At 53.0% G+C, this 21129-nt stretch carries 18 protein-coding genes; 12 read left to right on the top strand and 6 right to left on the bottom strand.

Translation table 11 applies throughout. The features are described 5' to 3' along the window. Positions 1-42: 42 nt before the first annotated feature. Complete coding sequence (argR, locus tag ACJHX4_RS08745; protein ID WP_001257847.1) at positions 43-513, bottom strand: transcriptional regulator ArgR; 471 nt, start codon at positions 511-513, stop codon at positions 43-45. A 434-nt stretch (positions 514-947) separates the two neighbouring features. Here argR and mdh point away from each other — a divergent pair, with 434 nt between their 5' ends. After that, positions 948-1886 (top strand): malate dehydrogenase, encoded by a 939-nt coding sequence (gene mdh / locus ACJHX4_RS08740; RefSeq protein ID WP_001295272.1) that lies wholly within the window; start codon positions 948-950, stop codon positions 1884-1886. A gap of 62 nt (positions 1887-1948) precedes the next feature. On the opposite strand, the gene degS is transcribed toward mdh, so the two are convergent. The 3 genes from degS to zapG all read right to left on the bottom strand — a co-directional run bounded on the left by degS (position 1949) and on the right by zapG (position 5025). After that, on the bottom strand, positions 1949-3016 hold the full coding sequence (gene degS / locus ACJHX4_RS08735; protein WP_000497726.1) for an outer membrane-stress sensor serine endopeptidase DegS: 1068 nt from the start codon (positions 3014-3016) through the stop codon (positions 1949-1951). A gap of 89 nt (positions 3017-3105) precedes the next feature. Beyond that, positions 3106-4473, bottom strand: a complete 1368-nt coding sequence (gene degQ / locus ACJHX4_RS08730) for a serine endoprotease DegQ (RefSeq protein ID WP_001296452.1) — start codon at positions 4471-4473, stop codon at positions 3106-3108. 153 nt (positions 4474-4626) lie between these two features. Next, on the bottom strand, positions 4627-5025 hold the full coding sequence (gene zapG, locus ACJHX4_RS08725; RefSeq protein ID WP_001295270.1) for a Z-ring associated protein ZapG: 399 nt from the start codon (positions 5023-5025) through the stop codon (positions 4627-4629). Positions 5026-5218: 193 nt separating this feature from the next. Here zapG and zapE point away from each other — a divergent pair, with 193 nt between their 5' ends. The 11 genes from zapE to nanQ all read left to right on the top strand — a co-directional run bounded on the left by zapE (position 5219) and on the right by nanQ (position 14521). Then, entirely contained in the window at positions 5219-6346 is a 1128-nt protein-coding gene (zapE, locus tag ACJHX4_RS08720) for a cell division protein ZapE (protein WP_001192301.1), read from the top strand. Positions 6347-6565: 219 nt separating this feature from the next. Then, positions 6566-6994 (top strand): 50S ribosomal protein L13, encoded by a 429-nt coding sequence (gene rplM / locus ACJHX4_RS08715; RefSeq protein WP_000847559.1) that lies wholly within the window; start codon positions 6566-6568, stop codon positions 6992-6994. A 15-nt stretch (positions 6995-7009) separates the two neighbouring features. Beyond that, complete coding sequence (gene rpsI / locus ACJHX4_RS08710; RefSeq protein WP_000829818.1) at positions 7010-7402, top strand: 30S ribosomal protein S9; 393 nt, start codon at positions 7010-7012, stop codon at positions 7400-7402. A 394-nt stretch (positions 7403-7796) separates the two neighbouring features. Continuing rightward, positions 7797-8435 carry a stringent starvation protein SspA gene (gene sspA, locus ACJHX4_RS08705; protein WP_000257293.1) on the top strand — a complete coding sequence of 213 codons (639 nt, stop codon included), beginning with the start codon at positions 7797-7799 and terminating at the stop codon, positions 8433-8435. 5 nt (positions 8436-8440) lie between these two features. Next, positions 8441-8938: a ClpXP protease specificity-enhancing factor gene (gene sspB / locus ACJHX4_RS08700; RefSeq protein WP_000366127.1), complete on the top strand. Its 498-nt coding sequence runs from the start codon at positions 8441-8443 to the stop codon at positions 8936-8938. A gap of 107 nt (positions 8939-9045) precedes the next feature. Continuing rightward, entirely contained in the window at positions 9046-9837 is a 792-nt protein-coding gene (nanR, locus tag ACJHX4_RS08695) for a transcriptional regulator NanR (protein WP_000074796.1), read from the top strand. Positions 9838-9958: 121 nt separating this feature from the next. Further along, on the top strand, positions 9959-10852 hold the full coding sequence (gene nanA / locus ACJHX4_RS08690) for an N-acetylneuraminate lyase (protein WP_000224714.1): 894 nt from the start codon (positions 9959-9961) through the stop codon (positions 10850-10852). Positions 10853-10960: 108 nt separating this feature from the next. Next, positions 10961-12451 (top strand): sialic acid transporter NanT, encoded by a 1491-nt coding sequence (gene nanT / locus ACJHX4_RS08685; RefSeq protein WP_000108477.1) that lies wholly within the window; start codon positions 10961-10963, stop codon positions 12449-12451. 47 nt (positions 12452-12498) lie between these two features. After that, positions 12499-13188, top strand: coding sequence for an N-acetylmannosamine-6-phosphate 2-epimerase (locus tag ACJHX4_RS08680; protein ID WP_000054239.1), 690 nt, complete (start codon positions 12499-12501; stop codon positions 13186-13188). Beyond that, positions 13185-14060 carry an N-acetylmannosamine kinase gene (gene nanK / locus ACJHX4_RS08675; RefSeq protein ID WP_000209057.1) on the top strand — a complete coding sequence of 292 codons (876 nt, stop codon included), beginning with the start codon at positions 13185-13187 and terminating at the stop codon, positions 14058-14060. Before ACJHX4_RS08680 ends, nanK begins: the two co-directional genes overlap by 4 nt. Beyond that, on the top strand, positions 14057-14521 hold the full coding sequence (gene nanQ, locus ACJHX4_RS08670; protein ID WP_000979876.1) for an N-acetylneuraminate anomerase: 465 nt from the start codon (positions 14057-14059) through the stop codon (positions 14519-14521). The genes nanK and nanQ overlap by 4 nt, the downstream gene beginning before the upstream one ends. Positions 14522-14588: 67 nt before the next feature. Here the strand turns inward: nanQ and gltD are convergent, their stop codons facing one another. After that, entirely contained in the window at positions 14589-16007 is a 1419-nt protein-coding gene (gltD, locus tag ACJHX4_RS08665) for a glutamate synthase subunit GltD (RefSeq protein ID WP_000081656.1), read from the bottom strand. A 12-nt stretch (positions 16008-16019) separates the two neighbouring features. Further along, positions 16020-20480, bottom strand: a complete 4461-nt coding sequence (gene gltB / locus ACJHX4_RS08660) for a glutamate synthase large subunit (RefSeq protein WP_001351033.1) — start codon at positions 20478-20480, stop codon at positions 16020-16022. Positions 20481-21129 lie beyond the last annotated feature (649 nt).

Below are 21129 nucleotides of genomic sequence, written 5' to 3'. Positions count from 1 at the left end.
AAAGCAACATTTTCCCCGCCGCCAGAAGCGACGGGGCAGAGATTAAAGCTCCTGGTCGAACAGCTCTAAAATCGCTTCGTACAGCTCTTTGACGGTGAAACCGTTAGCAGGGGTAGTAAAGATGGTGTCATCGCCAGCGATGGTGCCCAGAATACCTTCTGCTTTGCCCAGTGAGTCCAGCAGGCGAGCAATTAACTGCGCCGCACCAGGGCTGGTATGAATCACGACAACTGCATCGTTGTAGTCGATATCCAGTACCAGATTCTTCAATGGACTGGAGGTGGTTGGTACACCCAGTTCAGCTGGCAGGCAGTAAACCATTTCCATTTTGGCATTGCGTGTACGTACCGCACCAAACTTGGTCAACATCCGCGAGACTTTAGACTGATTAATATTGTCAAAGCCTTGCTCCTGCAACGCGGCGACGATTTCGCCCTGGGAGCTAAATTTCTCTTCTTTAAGTAATGCTTTAAATGCTTTAACTAGTTCTTCTTGCTTAGCCGAGCTTCGCATAAGTCACCCGATATGGTGGTTGATACAACATTATTGTGCATACAGATGAATTTTTATGCAAACAGTCAGCCCTGAAGAAGGCTGAAATAATGTTATGAAAGAGCGGGATTTTATCAAATTTCGTTATTGAGAAACATGCCTGCGTCACGGCCTGCAAATTCTGCTTAAAAGTAAATTAATTGTTATCAAATTGATATTGTTTTGGCTGAGCGGTAGGGTATATTGTCACCACCTGTTGGAATGTTGCGCTAATGCATAAGTGACTGTTAATTACGTAAGTTAGGTTCCTGATTACGGCAATTAAATGCATAAACGCTAAACTTGCGTGACTACACATTCTTGAGATGTGGTCATTGTAAACGGCAATTTTGTGGATTAAGGTCGCGGCAGCGGAGCAACATATCTTAGTTTATCAATATAATAAGGAGTTTAGGATGAAAGTCGCAGTCCTCGGCGCTGCTGGCGGTATTGGCCAGGCGCTTGCACTACTGTTAAAAACCCAACTGCCTTCAGGTTCAGAACTCTCTCTGTATGATATCGCTCCAGTGACTCCCGGTGTGGCTGTCGATCTGAGCCATATCCCTACTGCTGTGAAAATCAAAGGTTTTTCAGGTGAAGATGCGACTCCGGCGCTGGAAGGTGCAGATGTCGTTCTTATCTCTGCAGGCGTAGCGCGTAAACCGGGTATGGATCGTTCCGACCTGTTTAACGTTAACGCCGGTATCGTGAAAAACCTGGTACAGCAAGTTGCGAAAACCTGCCCGAAAGCGTGCATTGGTATTATCACTAACCCGGTTAACACTACAGTTGCGATTGCTGCTGAAGTGCTGAAAAAAGCCGGTGTTTATGACAAAAACAAACTGTTCGGCGTTACCACGCTGGATATCATTCGTTCCAACACCTTTGTTGCGGAACTGAAAGGCAAACAGCCAGGCGAAGTTGAAGTGCCGGTTATTGGTGGTCACTCTGGTGTTACCATTCTGCCGCTGCTGTCACAGGTTCCTGGCGTTAGTTTTACCGAGCAGGAAGTGGCTGATCTGACCAAACGTATCCAGAACGCGGGTACTGAGGTGGTTGAAGCGAAAGCCGGTGGCGGGTCTGCAACCCTGTCTATGGGCCAGGCAGCTGCACGTTTTGGTCTGTCTCTGGTTCGCGCACTGCAGGGCGAACAAGGCGTTGTCGAATGTGCCTACGTTGAAGGCGACGGTCAGTACGCTCGTTTCTTCTCTCAACCGCTGCTGCTGGGTAAAAACGGCGTGGAAGAGCGTAAATCTATCGGTACTCTGAGCGCATTTGAACAGAACGCGCTGGAAGGTATGCTGGATACGCTGAAGAAAGATATCGCCCTGGGCGAAGAGTTCGTTAATAAGTAATTGATTAGCGGATAATAAAAAACCGGAGCACAGACTCCGGTTTTTGTTTTTTTACGCTGACCTTAGTTGGTCGCCGGATATTCCTGAATGGTGACCTGCAATGTTAACTGTTTATCGTCACGCATCACGACAACCGGGATCACCGAACCAGGGCGAATTTCCGCGACCTGATCCATTGTCTCCAGGGCGGAAATAGCGGGTTTGTTATTCACAGAGATAATCAGATCGTTGACCTGGATGCCTGCATTTGCCGCTGGGCCATCAGGCGACACTTCGTTAACCACGATCCCTTGCAGTTGATCCATGCCGCCACTCTGCGCATGTAATGGGGCGATCTCACGTCCACCAATGCCAATGTAGCCACGGATCACACGGCCATCACGGATCAGTTTATCCATAATTTTGGTCGCTAACTGGAAAGGAATCGCAAAGCCGATACCTTCCGGCGTTTCGCCATCGTTACTCTTATCAAACGACAGCGTGTTAATGCCCATCAGTTCGCCCAGCGAGTTCACCAGCGCGCCGCCAGAGTTACCGTGGTTAATGGAAGCATCGGTTTGCAGGAAGTTTTGCCGCCCGGTCGGGTTCAGACCGATTCGACCCGTGGCACTGATAATCCCCTGGGTAATGGTCTGCCCGAGGTTGTACGGGTTACCGATCGCCAGAACCACATCGCCAATGTGCGGTACGCGGCGTGGATTGATCGGAATCGTTGGTAAACCGCCTGTGGCGTTAATTTTCAGCACCGCCAGATCGGTTAGAGAGTCAGAGCCAACCAGTAACGCTTCAAAAACACGTCCATCCTGTAAGGCGACGATGATCTGATCGGCGTCGTTGATCACGTGTTTATTGGTGATGATATACCCGCGTTGATCCATGATTACACCAGATCCCAGGGTGCGGATCTCAAGCTGGTTGTGAGAGTTGGTGTTCAAACCGCGGTTATAAACGTTAACCACCGCTGGCGCGGCGCGGCGAACCGCCAGATTATAGCTGGCAGGCGTTTCATCGGTACTGTCAAATTGCGGAGTGGAAAGCGGGTTAAGGCTGCGCAGCGAAGGCATGGCAACCAGCAGAATAGCGCCGACAATTAATCCAATCGCAACGGAACGTAAGAGCTTCACAAACATGATGGAGGCATCGTTAAAAAAGGGAACGGCAGCAGCATACCACGAGTTAACCGGACATCACACGTCAGCCTGATGCCCGGTTTACGACATTAACGCATTAGTAGGTAGAGGCTTTCATTGCCGCGTATGATTTGCAAGGCGATTATGGCCGGTTTTGCCGCCAGCACTTTACGCATTTCAGCAATCGAGTTCACCCGATCGCGGTTGACGCCAATGATCACATCGTCTTTTTGCAAGCCAGCCTGAGCAGCTGGGCTTCCTTTGACAACCTCATCGATCTTAATACCTTTGCCACCATCTTTTAGCTGACCATCGCTCAACGTTGCACCTTCCAGCGCTGGCGTGATCATTTCAGCGCTGGCCGACGAAGAGGTGCTGGTATCGAGCGTCACTTCTACTTCCAGTGGTTTGCCGTTACGCAGCAGGCCAAGCTTCACTTTCGTGCCCGGCTCGGTGGTCGCGATACGAGAGCGCAACTCAGCAAAGCTATTCAGCGGTTTGCCGTTGAGGCTGGTAATAATATCGCCCGCTTTGACGCCCGCTTTCGCCGAGCCAGAACCTGGCAACACTTCGCTGACAAACGCGCCACGCTGCACGTCAAGGTTGAAGGCTTTGGCGATATCGGCACTCATCTCGGTGCCTTTGATACCTAACAGGCCGCGTTTGATTTCTCCAAAGTCGATAAGCTGCTGCGCCAGTGTTCGCGCCATATTACTGGGAATGGCAAATCCAATCCCGACGCTACCGCCGCCAGGCGCAAGGATTGCAGTGTTGATGCCAATTAACTCACCGTTAAGGTTTAACAGCGCACCACCGGAATTGCCGCGGTTAATGGAGGCATCAGTTTGAATAAAGTTTTCCAGACCTTCGAGATTCAGACCGCTGCGGCCTAACGCAGATATAATCCCGGAGGTAGCGGTTTGCCCAAGGCCAAATGGGTTACCGACCGCCACGGCAAAATCACCGACGCGCAATTTATCGGAGTCGGCAATAGCGATTTGCGTTAATTTGCTCGGGTTTTGAATTTGCAACAGGGCGATATCGCTCTGGTCATCGCTACCAATCAGTTTTGCATCAAACTCGCGCCCATCATTGAGCTGAATACTGATTTTCTGTGCCTGATTAATCACATGGTTGTTGGTCAGCACATAGCCTTTATTGGCGTTGATGATGACACCGGAGCCTAAACCTTCGAAGGGTTGTGCAGGTTGATCCGGTAAATCATCACCAAAAAACTTTTTGAATTCTTCCGGGATTTTCTGTCCCTGACTGGCCGTTCCTTCCACCCGTACGCTCACCACTGCCGGAAGCACTTTTTCCAGCATTGGAGCCAGACTGGGGAGGGGGGCCTGATCGGCAACCTGGCCTGGAATCGACGCGACGGCCTGAAATGACGCCGAGAGAGTTAACCCGACACTTAACGCTAATGCACTCAACAGCTGGGTTTGTTTTTTCATTATTCCTGCTCTCGTACCTGAATGATAAGAAAAGAGATTCAAAACAGTTTGATGTTATTGAATTTTCAGACGGCTAACAATGAGACACCAGATTAAATGATAGTCGGGGAGGGAGAGAAGAGGAGGGCGCAATGGCTGCGCCCCAAAAATAAATTAGTCGCGCTTCGCGCCAGTACGCAGCAGGCCGGATGCGCCTTCAGAATAGTCGCGAGGCATCTGCACCGGTGCCTGATCGTTGCTGGCTTCAGACTCTGCCAGACGATTACGGAACGGGTTTGCTTCCGCAGACAGTTCCGGCAGCAGGCTACTGGAGCTTTTCGCCATGTGCTGATACAGCTGGCGATAGTCGTGCGCCATGGTATCCAGTAATTCCGCGCTGCGGGCAAAGTGGCTAACCAGCTCTTCGCGATACTCGTCCAGTTCAGCTTTATTCTTTTCCAGTTCGTACTGCAACGCTTGTTGCTGGCGTAGTTTACGATTACCAAAACGCATGGCCACAGCACCAATAATGATGCCGACGACTAACCCAATTAGCGCATATTCCCAGGTCATGAACATCTCCCGTTGTCTTTTGTTTCCGTAGGGTGTTGGCTTCAGGCTCCATGCCTGCGGCTGATTATGCCACTATAACCGTTAATTCCACAGAAGTGGAATCCCGACAGCATATCGCGTAGTGTAGAACGGCCTTTTTTTCGTCAACCGTGAACAACGGCGCACCGATTATTCAAGGAATAACAATAAGATCATGCAAAGCGTTACCCCAACATCGCAATACCTGAAGGCGCTCAATGAAGGCAGCCATCAACCCGACGACGTTCAAAAAGAGGCCGTCAGCCGCCTGGAAATTATTTATAAGGAACTCGTCAATAGCACGCCACCAGCCCCCAGGACGAGTGGGCTAATGGCGCGGGTCGGTAAGCTGTGGGGTAAACGCGAAGACACAAAGCATATGCCAGTGCGTGGCTTATATATGTGGGGCGGTGTAGGACGCGGGAAAACCTGGCTGATGGACCTTTTCTATCAAAGTCTGCCGGGAGAGCGGAAACAGCGCCTGCACTTTCACCGTTTTATGCTGCGGGTGCATGAAGAGCTAACTGCTTTGCAGGGGCAGACCGATCCGCTGGAAATTATTGCCGATCGCTTTAAAGCAGAAACTGACGTGCTCTGTTTTGACGAATTTTTTGTTTCTGATATTACCGATGCCATGCTACTTGGCGGTCTGATGAAAGCCCTGTTCGCCCGCGGTATTACCCTGGTAGCGACGTCAAATATTCCGCCGGACGAACTTTATCGAAATGGCCTGCAACGTGCGCGTTTTTTGCCTGCAATCGATGCCATTAAACAGCATTGTGATGTAATGAACGTGGACGCTGGTGTTGATTATCGCCTGCGTACACTCACTCAGGCGCATCTGTGGCTTTCGCCCCTCAACGATGAAACCCGGGCGCAAATGGATAAACTATGGTTGGCGCTGGCGGGGGCGAAACGAGAAAATTCACCGACGTTAGAAATCAACCATCGGCCATTGGCGACAATGGGCGTCGAGAACCAGACGCTGGCGGTTTCTTTTACTACGCTGTGCGTCGACGCCCGCAGTCAGCATGACTATATTGCGCTCTCACGCCTCTTTCACACGGTCATGTTGTTTGATGTACCAGTTATGACGCGGTTGATGGAGAGCGAAGCGCGGCGCTTTATTGCGCTGGTGGATGAGTTTTACGAGCGCCATGTCAAATTAGTGGTGAGTGCAGAAGTGCCGCTGTATGAAATTTATCAGGGCGAGCGGCTGAAGTTTGAGTTCCAGCGTTGCCTGTCACGTCTGCAAGAGATGCAAAGCGAAGAGTATTTGAAGCGCGAGCATTTGGCGGGGTAAAACCTGCCACAAATCACAAAAAGGGGTCGATCTTTGACCCCGACTTCTCTATAATCCTGCGACCCCACGTTACAAGAAAGTTTTTTTTCCCGAAACTTTTTGTGTGCTGGCATAGGCTATTCGAAGGGGTAGGTTTGCCGGACTTTGTCGTGTGAACCTCAACAATTGAAGACGTTTGGGTGTTCACCAACGTGTAACTATTTATTGGGTAAGCTTTTAATGAAAACTTTTACAGCTAAACCAGAAACCGTAAAACGCGACTGGTATGTTGTTGACGCGACCGGTAAAACTCTGGGCCGTCTGGCTACTGAACTGGCTCGTCGCCTGCGCGGTAAGCACAAAGCGGAATACACTCCGCACGTAGATACCGGTGATTACATCATCGTTCTGAACGCTGACAAAGTTGCTGTAACCGGCAACAAGCGTACTGACAAAGTGTACTATCACCACACCGGCCACATCGGTGGTATCAAACAAGCGACCTTTGAAGAGATGATTGCTCGCCGTCCTGAGCGTGTGATTGAAATCGCGGTTAAAGGCATGTTGCCAAAAGGCCCGCTGGGTCGTGCTATGTTCCGTAAACTGAAAGTTTACGCGGGTAACGAGCACAACCACGCGGCACAGCAACCGCAAGTTCTTGACATCTAATCGGGATTATAGGCAATGGCTGAAAATCAATACTACGGCACTGGTCGCCGCAAAAGTTCCGCAGCTCGCGTTTTCATCAAACCGGGCAACGGTAAAATCGTAATCAACCAACGTTCTCTGGAACAGTACTTCGGTCGTGAAACTGCTCGCATGGTAGTTCGTCAGCCGCTGGAACTGGTCGACATGGTTGAGAAACTGGACCTGTACATCACCGTTAAAGGTGGTGGTATCTCTGGTCAGGCTGGTGCGATCCGTCACGGTATCACCCGCGCTCTGATGGAATACGACGAGTCCCTGCGTTCTGAACTGCGTAAAGCTGGCTTCGTTACTCGTGACGCTCGTCAGGTTGAACGTAAGAAAGTCGGTCTGCGTAAAGCACGTCGTCGTCCGCAGTTCTCCAAACGTTAATTGGCTTCTGCTCCGGCAGAAAACAATTTGCGAAAAAACCCGCTTCGGCGGGTTTTTTTATGGCTAAAATCTGCATCAGCGTAAAAAATGGAAAGTTGCTTTTTGCTGCCACCTGACAGACAGGTAAAACAAAAACCACATCGCCAATAAGGGACTAAGTCAACTATTTCAGACTAAAGCGCATCTCTTTTTCCCCATTTCCGGCATCGACTCACCACAAAGGTCGCAAAATCTGGTAAACTATCATCCAATTTTCTGCCCAAATGTCGGGTATTGCTCATTTTTTGTTTGATTTTCGAACAAAGAGAGTCGTTCCTTACTGGGTAACACAACTTCTGACTGGCCACCTGGTGGCTGGTAGCAGTAAAAATTCTGACTATACCTGGAGGTTTTCATGGCTGTCGCTGCCAACAAACGTTCGGTAATGACGCTGTTTTCCGGTCCTACTGACATCTATAGCCATCAGGTCCGCATTGTGCTGGCTGAGAAAGGTGTAAGTTTCGAGATCGAACACGTGGAAAAGGACAATCCGCCTCAGGATCTGATTGACCTCAACCCGAATCAGAGCGTTCCGACCCTGGTGGATCGTGAGCTGACCCTGTGGGAATCTCGCATCATTATGGAATATCTGGATGAGCGTTTCCCGCATCCGCCACTGATGCCTGTTTACCCGGTAGCTCGCGGTGAAAGCCGTCTGTACATGCATCGCATCGAAAAAGACTGGTACACGCTGATGAACACCATCATCAACGGTTCAGCTTCTGAAGCCGATGCCGCACGTAAGCAACTGCGCGAAGAACTGCTGGCGATTGCGCCGGTCTTCGGTCAGAAGCCGTACTTCCTGAGCGATGAGTTCAGCCTGGTCGATTGCTACCTTGCTCCTCTGCTGTGGCGTCTGCCGCAACTGGGCATCGAGTTCAGCGGCCCGGGTGCGAAAGAGCTGAAAGGCTATATGACCCGCGTCTTTGAACGTGACTCTTTCCTTGCTTCTTTAACTGAAGCAGAACGTGAAATGCGTCTGGGCCGGAGTTAATCTGTATGGATTTGTCACAGCTAACACCACGTCGTCCCTATCTGCTGCGTGCATTCTATGAGTGGTTGCTGGATAACCAGCTCACGCCGCACCTGGTGGTGGATGTGACGCTCCCTGGCGTGCAGGTTCCTATGGAATATGCGCGTGACGGGCAAATCGTACTCAACATTGCGCCGCGTGCTGTCGGCAATCTGGAACTGGCGAATGATGAGGTGCGCTTTAACGCGCGCTTTGGTGGCATTCCGCGTCAGGTTTCTGTGCCGCTGGCTGCCGTGCTGGCTATCTACGCCCGTGAAAATGGCGCAGGCACGATGTTTGAGCCTGAAGCTGCCTACGATGAAGATGCCAGCATCATGAATGATGAAGAGGCATCGGCAGACAACGAAACCGTTATGTCGGTTATCGATGGCGACAAGCCAGATCACGATGATGAAACTCATCCTGACGATGAACCTCCGCAGCCACCACGCGGTGGTCGACCGGCATTACGCGTTGTGAAGTAAAATGAAAACAGGCCCATGTGGCCTGTTTTGCTATCTGTCATCTTTTCGCCTGACTTTGATACTGTGCTACGATAGCGTCGTTATTATCCGCTAACGCATTTTCCTGAATGAGTCCTATGAACGCATTTGATCCGCAAGCTGAAGATTCTACTACCACTATCGGGCGCAACTTGCGCAGCCGCCCGCTGGCGCGTAAAAAACTCTCCGAAATGGTGGAAGAAGAGCTGGAACAGATGATCCGCCGTCGTGAATTTGGCGAAGGTGAACAATTACCGTCTGAACGCGAACTGATGGCGTTCTTTAACGTCGGGCGTCCTTCGGTGCGCGAAGCGCTGGCAGCGTTAAAACGCAAAGGTCTGGTGCAAATAAACAACGGCGAACGTGCCCGCGTCTCACGTCCTTCTGCGGACACCATCATCGGCGAGCTTTCCGGCATGGCGAAAGATTTCCTTTCTCATCCTGGTGGGATTGCCCATTTCGAACAATTACGTCTGTTCTTTGAATCCAGCCTGGTGCGCTATGCGGCTGAACACGCCACCGATGAGCAAATCGATTTGCTGGCAAAAGCACTGGAAATCAACAGTCAGTCGCTGGATAACAACGCGGCATTCATTCGCTCAGACGTTGATTTCCACCGCGTTCTGGCGGAGATCCCGGGTAACCCAATCTTCATGGCGATCCACGTTGCCCTGCTCGACTGGCTAATCGCCGCACGTCCAACCGTGACCGATCAGGCTCTGCATGAGCATAACAACGTTAGCTATCAACAGCATATTGCGATCGTTGACGCGATCCGCCGTCATGATCCTGACGAAGCCGATCGCGCGTTGCAATCGCATCTCAACAGCGTCTCTGCTACCTGGCACGCCTTCGGTCAGACCACCAACAAAAAGAAATAATGCCACTTTAGTGAAGCAGATCGCATTATAAGCTTTCTGTATGGGGTGTTGCTTAATTGATCTGGTATAACAGGTATAAAGGTATATCGTTTATCAGACAAGCATCACTTCAGAGGTATTTATGGCAACGAATTTACGTGGCGTAATGGCTGCACTCCTGACTCCTTTTGACCAACAACAAGCACTGGATAAAGCGAGTCTGCGCCGCCTGGTTCAGTTCAATATTCAGCAGGGCATCGACGGTTTGTACGTGGGTGGTTCGACCGGCGAAGCCTTTGTACAAAGCCTTTCCGAGCGCGAACAGGTACTGGAAATCGTCGCTGAAGAGGCGAAAGGTAAGATTAAACTCATCGCCCATGTCGGTTGCGTCAGCACCGCCGAAAGCCAACAACTTGCGGCATCGGCTAAACGTTATGGCTTCGATGCCGTCTCCGCCGTCACGCCGTTCTACTATCCTTTCAGCTTTGAAGAACACTGCGATCACTATCGGGCAATTATTGATTCAGCGGATGGGTTGCCGATGGTGGTGTACAACATTCCAGCCCTGAGCGGGGTAAAACTGACCCTGGATCAGATCAACACCTTGGTTACGCTGCCTGGCGTAGGTGCGCTGAAACAGACCTCTGGCGATCTCTATCAGATGGAGCAGATCCGTCGTGAACATCCTGATCTGGTGCTCTATAACGGTTACGACGAAATCTTCGCCTCTGGTCTTCTGGCGGGCGCAGACGGCGGTATCGGCAGCACTTACAACATCATGGGCTGGCGTTATCAGGGGATCGTGAAGGCGCTGAAAGAAGGCGATATCCAGACCGCGCAGAAACTGCAAACTGAGTGCAACAAAGTCATTGATTTACTGATCAAAACTGGCGTATTCCGTGGGCTGAAAACTGTCCTGCATTATATGGATGTCGTTTCTGTGCCGCTGTGCCGCAAACCGTTTGGTCCGGTAGATGAAAAATATCTGCCAGAACTGAAGGCGCTGGCTCAGCAGTTGATGCAAGAGCGCGGGTGAGTTGTTTCCCCTCGCTCGCCCCTACCGGGTGAGGGGAAATAAACGCATCTGTACCCTACAATTTTCATACCAAAGCGTGTGGGCATCGCCCACCGCGGGAGACTCACAATGAGTACTACAACCCAGAATATCCCGTGGTATCGCCATCTTAACCGCGCACAATGGCGGGCATTTTCCGCTGCCTGGTTGGGATATCTGCTTGACGGTTTTGATTTCGTTTTAATCGCCCTGGTACTCACCGAAGTACAGGGTGAATTCGGGCTGACGACGGTGCAGGCGGCAAGTCTGATCTCCGCAGCCTTTATCTCTCGCTGGTTCGGCGGCCTGATGCTCGGCGCTATGGGTGACCGCTACGGGCGTCGTCTGGCAATGGTCACCAGCATCGTTCTCTTCTCGGCCGGGACGCTGGCCTGCGGCTTTGCGCCAGGCTACATCACCATGTTTATCGCTCGTCTGGTCATCGGCATGGGGATGGCGGGTGAATACGGTTCCAGCGCCACCTATGTCATTGAAAGCTGGCCAAAGCATCTGCGTAACAAAGCCAGTGGTTTTCTGATTTCAGGCTTCTCAGTGGGGGCCGTCGTTGCCGCTCAGGTCTATAGTCTGGTGGTTCCGGTCTGGGGCTGGCGTGCGCTGTTCTTTATCGGCATTTTGCCAATCATCTTTGCTCTCTGGCTGCGTAAAAACATCCCGGAAGCGGAAGACTGGAAAGAGAAACACGGGGGTAAAGCACCAGTACGCACGATGGTAGACATTCTTTACCGTGGTGAACATCGCATTGCCAATATCGTAATGACGCTGGCGGCGGCTACTGCGCTGTGGTTCTGCTTCGCCGGTAACCTGCAAAATGCCGCAATCGTCGCTGTACTCGGGCTGTTATGCGCCGCAATCTTTATCAGCTTTATGGTGCAGAGTACGGGCAAACGCTGGCCAACGGGCGTAATGCTGATGGTGGTCGTGTTGTTCGCTTTCCTCTACTCATGGCCGATTCAGGCGCTGCTGCCAACGTATCTGAAAACCGATCTGGCTTATGACCCGCATACTGTCGCCAATGTGCTGTTCTTTAGTGGCTTTGGCGCGGCGGTGGGGTGCTGCGTCGGTGGCTTCCTCGGTGACTGGCTGGGAACCCGCAAAGCGTACGTTTGTAGTCTGCTGGCCTCGCAGCTGCTGATTATTCCGGTATTTGCGATTGGCGGCGCAAACGTCTGGGTGCTCGGTTTGTTACTGTTCTTCCAGCAAATGCTTGGTCAGGGCATCTCAGGGATTTTACCGAAACTGATCGGCGGTTATTTCGATACCGACCAGCGTGCGGCGGGGCTGGGCTTTACCTACAACGTTGGCGCACTGGGCGGTGCACTAGCTCCAATCCTCGGCGCGTTGATCGCTCAACGTCTGGATCTGGGAACGGCACTTGGCTCGCTCTCGTTTAGTTTAACGTTTGTGGTGATCCTGCTGATTGGTCTGGATATGCCTTCTCGTGTTCAGCGTTGGTTGCGCCCGGAAGCATTGCGTACTCATGACGCTATCGACGGCAAACCATTTAGCGGTGCCGTGCCATTTGGCAGCGCCAAAAACGATTTAGTCAAAACCAAAAGTTAATCCTGTTGCCCGGTCTCTGTACCGGGCCTTTCGCTAAGGGAAGATGTATGTCGTTACTTGCACAACTGGATCAAAAAATCGCTGCTAACGGTGGCCTGATTGTCTCCTGCCAGCCGGTTCCGGACAGCCCGCTCGATAAACCCGAAATCGTCGCTGCCATGGCATTAGCGGCAGAGCAGGCGGGCGCGGTTGCCATTCGTATTGAAGGTGTGGCAAATCTGCAAGCCACGCGTGCGGTGGTGAGCGTGCCGATTATTGGGATTGTGAAGCGCGATCTGGAGGATTCTCCGGTACGCATCACGGCCTATATTGAAGATGTTGATGCGCTGGCGCAGGCGGGCGCGGACATTATCGCCATTGACGGCACTGACCGACCGCGTCCGGTGCCTGTTGAAACGCTGCTGGCACGTATTCACCATCACGGTTTACTGGCGATGACCGACTGCTCAACGCCGGAAGACGGCCTGGCATGCCAAAAGCTGGGAGCCGAAATTATTGGCACTACGCTTTCTGGCTATACCACGCCTGAAACGCCAGAAGAGCCGGATCTGGCGCTGGTGAAAACGTTGAGTGACGCCGGATGCCGGGTGATTGCCGAAGGGCGTTACAACACGCCTGCTCAGGCGGCGGATGCGATGCGCCACGGCGCGTGGGCGGTGACGGTCGGTTCTGCCATTACGCGTCTTGAACACATTTGTCAGTGGTACAACACAGCGATGAAAAAGGCGGTGCTATGACCACACTGGCGATTGATATCGGCGGTACTAAACTTGCCGCCGCGCTGATTGGCGCTGACGGGCAGATCCGCGATCGCCGAGAACTTCCTACGCCTGCCAGCCAGACTCCGCAGGCGCTGCGTGATGCCTTATCCGCATTAGTCTCTCCGTTGCAAGCACATGCGCAGCGGGTTGCTATCGCTTCAACCGGAATTATTCGCGACGGCAGCTTGCTGGCGCTGAATCCGCATAATCTCGGTGGATTGTTACACTTTCCGTTAGTCAAAACGCTGGAGCAACTTACCAATTTGCCGACCATTGCCATTAATGATGCGCAGGCCGCAGCATGGGCGGAGTATCAGGCGCTGGATGGCGATATAACCGATATGGTGTTTATCACTGTTTCCACCGGCGTTGGCGGCGGTGTAGTGAGCGGCGGTAAACTGCGTACCGGCCCTGGCGGTCTGGCGGGGCATATCGGGCATACGCTTGCCGATCCGCATGGTCCAGTCTGCGGCTGTGGACGCACAGGTTGCGTGGAAGCGATTGCTTCTGGTCGCGGCATTGCAGCTGCAGCGCAGGGGGAGTTGGCTGGTGCGAATGCGAAAACTATTTTCACGCGCGCCGGGCAGGGCGATGAGCAGGCGCAGCAACTGATTCACCGCTCCGCACGTACGCTTGCAAGGCTGATCGCTGATATTAAAGCCACAACTGATTGCCAGTGCGTGGTGGTCGGTGGCAGCGTTGGTCTGGCAGAAGGGTATCTGGCGCTGGTGGAAACGTATCTGGCGCAGGAGCCAGCGGCATTTCATGTTGATTTACTGGCGGCGCACTACCGCCACGATGCAGGTTTACTTGGGGCTGCGCTGTTGGCCCAGGGAGAAATATTATGATGATGGGTGAAGTACAGTCATTACCGTCTGCCGGATTACATCCTGCGTTACAGGACGCGTTAACGTTGGCATTAGCTGCCAGACCGCAAGAAAAAGCGCCTGGCCGTTACGAATTACAGGGCGACAATATCTTTATGAATGTCATGACATTTAATACTCAATCGCCCGTTGAGAAAAAAGCCGAATTGCACGAACAATACATTGATATCCAGCTGTTATTAAACGGTGAGGAACGGATTCTGTTTGGCATGGCAGGCACTGCGCGTCAGTGTGAAGAGTTCCACCATGAAGATGATTATCAGCTTTGCAGCGCCATTGAAAACGAGCAAGCCATCATCCTGAAACCGGGAATGTTCGCCGTGTTTATGCCAGGAGAACCGCATAAACCGGGATGCGTTGTTGGCGAACCTGGTGAGATTAAAAAGGTGGTAGTGAAGGTTAAGGCTGATTTAATGGCTTAAAATTTAGTTGGATAGCTCGTTTTATAAATTCGCCAGACACTGTCTGGCGAATTCATTGTTACCTCGCTTAAACTTCCAGCCAGTTCATAATGCCGTCTGCCGCTTTGCGACCTTCGGCGATGGCGGTAACGACCAGATCGGAACCACGGACGATATCGCCGCCAGCAAAGATTTTCGGGTTGCTGGTCTGGAAAGCGTTGTCGCTGCCTTCCGGGGCGATGATGCGCCCCTGCGAATCCAGCTCGACGCTGTGTTTTGCCAGCCATTCCATGTTGTGTGGACGGAAACCAAACGCCATGATCACCGCATCTGCCGGAACGATATGTTCGGAACCTGCCACAATCTCCGCGCGGCGACGGCCTTTGGCATCCGGTTCGCCCATTTCTGTGCGCACCATTTTTACGCCGCTGACTTTGCCGTTGCCATTCACTTCTATACCCAGCGGCTGGACGTTGAATTTGAACTCAACACCTTCTTCCCGCGCGTTTTTCACTTCGCGGCGGGAACCCGGCATGTTCTCTTCATCACGACGATAGGCACAGGTAACGTGCTTTGCCCCCTGGCGTACAGACGTGCGCACGCAGTCCATCGCAGTGTCGCCACCGCCAAGGACCACCACGCGTTTGCCTTCCATGCTGACGAACGGTTCGTCGCGGGTTTCACCAAAGCCCATTAACTGTTTGGTGTTGGCGATAAGGAACGGCAGCGCTGCGTACACGCCATCGGCGTCTTCGTTTTCCAGCCCGCCGCGCATTGACTGATAAGTCCCGACGCCAAGGAACACGGCATCGTAATCACTCAGCAGATCGTCCAGCTGCACGTCGCGGCCCACTTCGGTATTGAGTTTGAATTCAATACCCATGCCGGTGAAGATTTCACGGCGGCGCGTCATTACCTCTTTTTCCAGCTTGAAAGCCGGAATACCGAAGGTCAGCAAGCCGCCAATTTCTGGGTGACGGTCGAAGACGATCGCTTTTACGCCGTTGCGCGTCAGGACATCCGCGCACGCCAGACCCGCCGGACCTGCGCCGATAATCGCCACTTTTTTACCGGTCTGTTTCACGCCGGACATATCCGGACGCCAGCCCATCTCGAACGCTTTATCATTGATATAACGCTCAATGTTGCCGATGGTCACCGCACCGAACTCATCGTTCAGGGTGCAGGAACCTTCGCACAGACGGTCTTGCGGGCAGACACGTCCGCAAACTTCCGGCAGGGTGTTTGTCTGGTGCGACAGTTCCGCCGCTTCAAAAATACGCCCCTCATTGGCGAGCTTCAGCCAGTTTGGGATGTAGTTGTGTACCGGGCATTTCCACTCGCAGTATGGGTTGCCGCACGACAGGCAGCGGTCAGCCTGCGCTTTGGCCTGGCCTTCGGAAAACGGCTCGTAAATTTCAACAAACTCAATTTTGCGGATCTTCAGCGGTTTCTTTGGCGGATCAACGCGCTGCAGGTCGATAAATTGATAAACATTCTGACTCATTGTTGCTACCCCTTACTGCGCCTGCACGCGCAACTCTGCTGCGCTACGACTACGGTGACCCAGCAGTGCTTTTACATCACTGGACTTCGGTTTAACCAGCGCAAATTTAGTGGCGAAGGTTGACCAGTTCGCCAGAATCTCTTCACCACGCTGGGAACCGGTATGCTGAACATGCTCGGTGATAAGACCACGCAGATGCTCTTCATGGATCGCCAGATCGTCAACGCTTAAGACCTCGACCAGCTCCGGGTTAACGCGTTTGCGGAAATCGCCGCTTTCATCGAGAACGTAAGCGAAGCCGCCAGTCATGCCCGCGCCGAAGTTAACGCCGGTTTTACCCAGAATACAGACGATACCACCCGTCATATATTCACAGCCGTTGTCGCCAATGCCTTCTACCACGGTGATAGCACCGGAGTTACGCACGCCGAAACGTTCACCCGCGCGGCCTGCGGCATACAGACGACCACCGGTCGCGCCATACAGGCAGGTGTTGCCGATAATGCTCGCTTCATGGCTGCGGAAGGCGGAACCAACCGGAGGACGAATGGCGATTAAGCCGCCCGCCATGCCTTTACCAACATAGTCGTTGGCATCACCGGTCAGGTACAGTTCCACGCCGCCCGCGTTCCACACGCCGAAGCTCTGGCCTGCAGTGCCGTTGAAGTACGCTTTGATAGGATCGGCTGCCAGCCCCTGATCGCCGTGCGTCTGGGCGATATAGCCTGAAAGCGACGCGCCGACAGAACGGTCGGTGTTGCGGATATCGAACCAGAAGGTTTTGCTCTGGCGTTCATCGACAAACGGTTTTGCCTGTTGCAGCAACTGCGCGTTCAGCAGGCCGTTATCAAACGGCGGGTTGTTTTCGGTGCAGTAGAGCGCTTTACCAGGATGCGGCTCGGCAGTCTCCAGCAGCTTCGACAGTGCCAGTTTCTGCTGTTTGGCGGTGAAACCGTCCAGCTCTTTCAGCAGGTCGGTGCGACCAATCAGATCCACCAGACGCGTTACCCCCAGCTGTGCCATCAGCTCGCGGGTTTCACGGGCGATAAACTCAAAGTAATTAGTCACTTTGAACGGCAGGCCGTGATAGTGATTCTTACGCAGTTTGTCATCCTGAGTTGCTACACCCGTGGCGCAGTTGTTCAGGTGGCAAATTCGCAGATATTTACAGCCAAGCGCTACCATCGGGCCAGTGCCGAAGCCAAAACTTTCCGCGCCAAGAATCGCCGCTTTGATGATATCGACACCCGTTTTCAGGCCGCCATCGACCTGCAAACGGATCTTGTGACGCAAGCCGTTGGCAACCAGCGCCTGTTGGGTTTCAACAAGCCCCAGCTCCCACGGACAGCCTGCGTATTTCACCGATGAAAGCGGACTTGCGCCGGTGCCGCCGTCATAGCCTGCGATGGTGATTAAATCGGCATAAGCTTTTGCCACGCCAGTCGCGATGGTGCCTACGCCCGGTTCGGAAACCAGCTTCACGGAGATCATCGCTTTTGGATTGACCTGCTTGAGGTCGAAAATCAGCTGCGCTAAATCCTCAATAGAGTAGATATCGTGGTGCGGCGGCGGGGAGATCAGCGTCACGCCCGGCACCGAATAGCGCAGTTTGGCAATGTAAGGAGTGACTTTATCACCCGGTAACTGACCACCTTCACCCGGCTTCGCGCCCTGGGCGACTTTTATCTGAATGACGTCGGCATTGACCAGATACGCCGGAGTAACCCCAAAGCGACCGGACGCTACCTGCTTGATGCGCGACACTTTGTTAGTGCCATAGCGCGCCGGGTCTTCACCGCCTTCGCCGGAGTTTGAGTTACCGCCGATGCTGTTCATCGCTTCCGCCAGCGCCTCGTGGGCTTCCGGGCTTAACGCACCGATAGACATCGCGGCGGTATCGAAGCGTTTAAACAGTTCGCTTGCCGGTTCAACATCAGCAATGTTGACCGCGTTTTCACCCGGCGTAATTGCCAGCAGATCGCGTAGCGTGGTTGCCGGACGCTCATTAACCAGCTTCGCGTATTCCTGATAGTCGCTATACTCGCCGCTCTGTACCGCCTGTTGCAGCGTGCGCACCACGTCCGGGTTGTAGGCGTGGTATTCGCCACCGTGTACATATTTCAGCAGGCCGCCCTGGCTGATAGGCTTACGCGCCAGCCAGGCTCGTTTCGACAGATTCAGCAGATCCTGCTGGAAGTCTTCAAAGCTCGCCCCCCCAATGCGGCTAACTGCCCCCTGGAAGCACAGGCCCACGACATCATCGTGCAGACCGACCGCTTCAAACAGTTTCGAGCAGCGGTAAGAGGCGATGGTGGAGATGCCCATTTTGGACATGATTTTGTACAAGCCTTTGTTGATGCCGTTACGATAGTTGAGCATCACGGTACGATAATCTTTGGCAATCGCGTGGGTGTCTACCAGGCGGCCCAGCGTTTCATAGGCAAGGTATGGATAAATAGCCGTCGCGCCGAAACCCAGCAACACGGCGAAGTGGTGCGGATCACGGGCGCTGGCGGTTTCTACGATGATGTTGGCATCGCAACGCAGGCTTTGCTCGACCAGACGGGTCTGGATCGCGCCAACCGCCATCGGAGCCGGAACCGGCAGGCGATCTTTAGCGATATTCCGGTCGGAGAGCACCAGCAGCACGGTGCCGCTACGTACCATTTTTTCGGCTTTGTCACACAGTTCTTTCACCGTCGCTTCGAGCGTGGTTTTAGTGACGTCAAAGGTGATATCCAGCGTATCTGCGCGGTAGTGATCCTCTTTCATCGTCGTGAGCTGTTTGAAATCGGAATAGAGCAGAATCGGCGATTTAAAGCTTAAACGGTGCGCCTGGCCTTCTGCTTCACAGAAGACGTTCATTTCACGACCGATACTGGTGGCGAGCGACATAACATGCGCTTCGCGCAGCGGGTCGATTGGCGGGTTGGTTACCTGAGCAAACTGCTGGCGGAAGTAGTCGTAAATAATGCGCGGCTGGCTGGAGAGCACGGCGAATGGGGTATCGTCGCCCATCGAACCGACCGCTTCCTGACCGTTTTCACCCAGTACGCGGATCACCGAATCCAGCTCTTCCGCGCTGTAGTTAAATTGTTTCTGGTAGCTGGCAAGCGTGTCGTCGTCCAGTTCGCGGCTACCCACTTCTTCATCGGGCAGATCTTCAAACGGTACCAGACGGCGGACGTTTTTCTCCATCCACTCTTTATAAGGGTGGCGGCTTTTCAGATCGTCATCGGTTTCTGCCGAGTGCAGAATACGCCCACTGCGGGTGTCGATAACCATCAGTTCGCCTGGCCCCACGCGGCCTTTTTCGACCACTTCGTCAGGCTGATAATCCCAGATACCGACTTCAGAGGCGCAGGTAATGAGCTTATCTTTGGTGATGACGTAGCGCGCCGGACGCAGACCGTTACGGTCGAGGTTACAGGCGGCAAAACGACCGTCAGACATCACGATGCCTGCCGGGCCATCCCACGGCTCCATATGCATGGAGTTAAAGTCAAAGAAGGCACGCAGTTCCGGGTCCATATCCGGGTTGTTCTGCCAGGCAGGTGGCACTAACAGACGCATGGCACGGATGATATCCATCCCACCTGCCAGCAGGAGTTCCAGCATGTTATCCATCGAACTGGAGTCAGAGCCGGTTTCGTTGACGAACGGCGCGGCGTCGTGCAGGTCAGGGATCAGCGGCGTCTGGAATTTATAGGTACGCGCACGCGCCCATTGGCGGTTACCAGTGATGGTGTTGATTTCACCGTTATGCGCGAGGTAGCGGAACGGCTGCGCCAGCGGCCAGCGCGGTACGGTGTTAGTGGAAAAGCGCTGGTGAAACAGGCAGATGGCCGATTCCAGACGCAGGTCCGCGAGGTCCAGGTAGAAGCGCGGCAGATCCGCCGGCATACACAGACCTTTATAAATATTGACCAGATTCGACAGGCTACAGACGTAGAAGTCTTTGTCGGCTTCGAGACGCTTTTCAATGCGGCGGCGGGCGATAAACAGACGGCGCTCCATATCGCGCGGACGCCAGCCTGCCGGGGCGTTCACAAAAATTTGCTCAATGCGTGGCAGAGAGGAGAGGGCGATTTCACCCAGCACGCCTTCGTTAGTGGGGACATCACGCCAGCCCACAATCGACAACGTTTCGCGTTGCAGCTCTTCTTCAACGATGCGGCGTGCGGCAGCGGCGAGTTCAGGATCTTTATTCAGGAAGAGCATCCCGACGGCGTAGTTTTTTGCTAAACGCCAGCCGCGCTCCTGCGCAACGATGCGAAAAAAACGATCCGGTTTTTGTAACAGCAAGCCGCAACCGTCACCGGTTTTACCATCGGCGAGAATCGCGCCACGGTGCTGCATGCGGGCCAGTGCGTGTATTGCAGTACGCACTACCTTGTGGCTAGGTTCGCCTTCTATGTGGGCGATCAGGCCGAAACCACAGTTATCCCTCTCAAGGGATTTATCGTACAACATATCGTGAACCTCCCCCAGGCTCTGCGGGAACCCCACTTCCGAACCGCTGCGCACGGGCACAGTAAGAGCGTGGCGACGGGGTTTGCGTGTCATACGCGCACCTCGCATTCGCCCCCTTGTTGTCCTTTTCGCATCGGTTAATACGGTGAAGAGGGGATCTCAATTACTGCATAAATATGATGAGCAGGCTGCTCATCCAGAAAGCTTCCAGCGGATTTCCAACTTATCGGGAAAGCTGATACAGGTCAAATGGCAAGCTTATTGGTACAGAAATGTGCTTTAGCGCAAAATTCTTTATTAATTGTATGAAATTAAAGTGGATTTTCTATTTAAGGCTAAAAGGGGTGTCGTTAGAGAAACAGCCAATTCCTGACTGTCATAAAGGCGTGTTAACCCTTATCCTGCCTTGAATTGATGAGAAAGCCAGCATTTTATACTGCCTTAATTGGTAATAACGTTTCATGCTACTGTTTTTGCCTAAAATCCATAAGAAGATAAAAAAATCTGACACAAGATAAGCAACAGTGATTTATGTGATTGTGCATGAAATTTCGGTAATTTTGATTGGTTATGCAGTTGATAAAAGCAGGCTGGGACGATTGATCCAGGTCATCGCCGAATTGGGCTAAAAATGGCAGGCTTTGGCCTC

The sequence above is a fragment of the Escherichia sp. WS2035 genome, from assembly GCF_046487065.1.
GTDB lineage: Bacteria > Pseudomonadota > Gammaproteobacteria > Enterobacterales > Enterobacteriaceae > Escherichia > Escherichia coli.
This window is presented reverse-complemented; position numbering and strand designations above follow the sequence as displayed.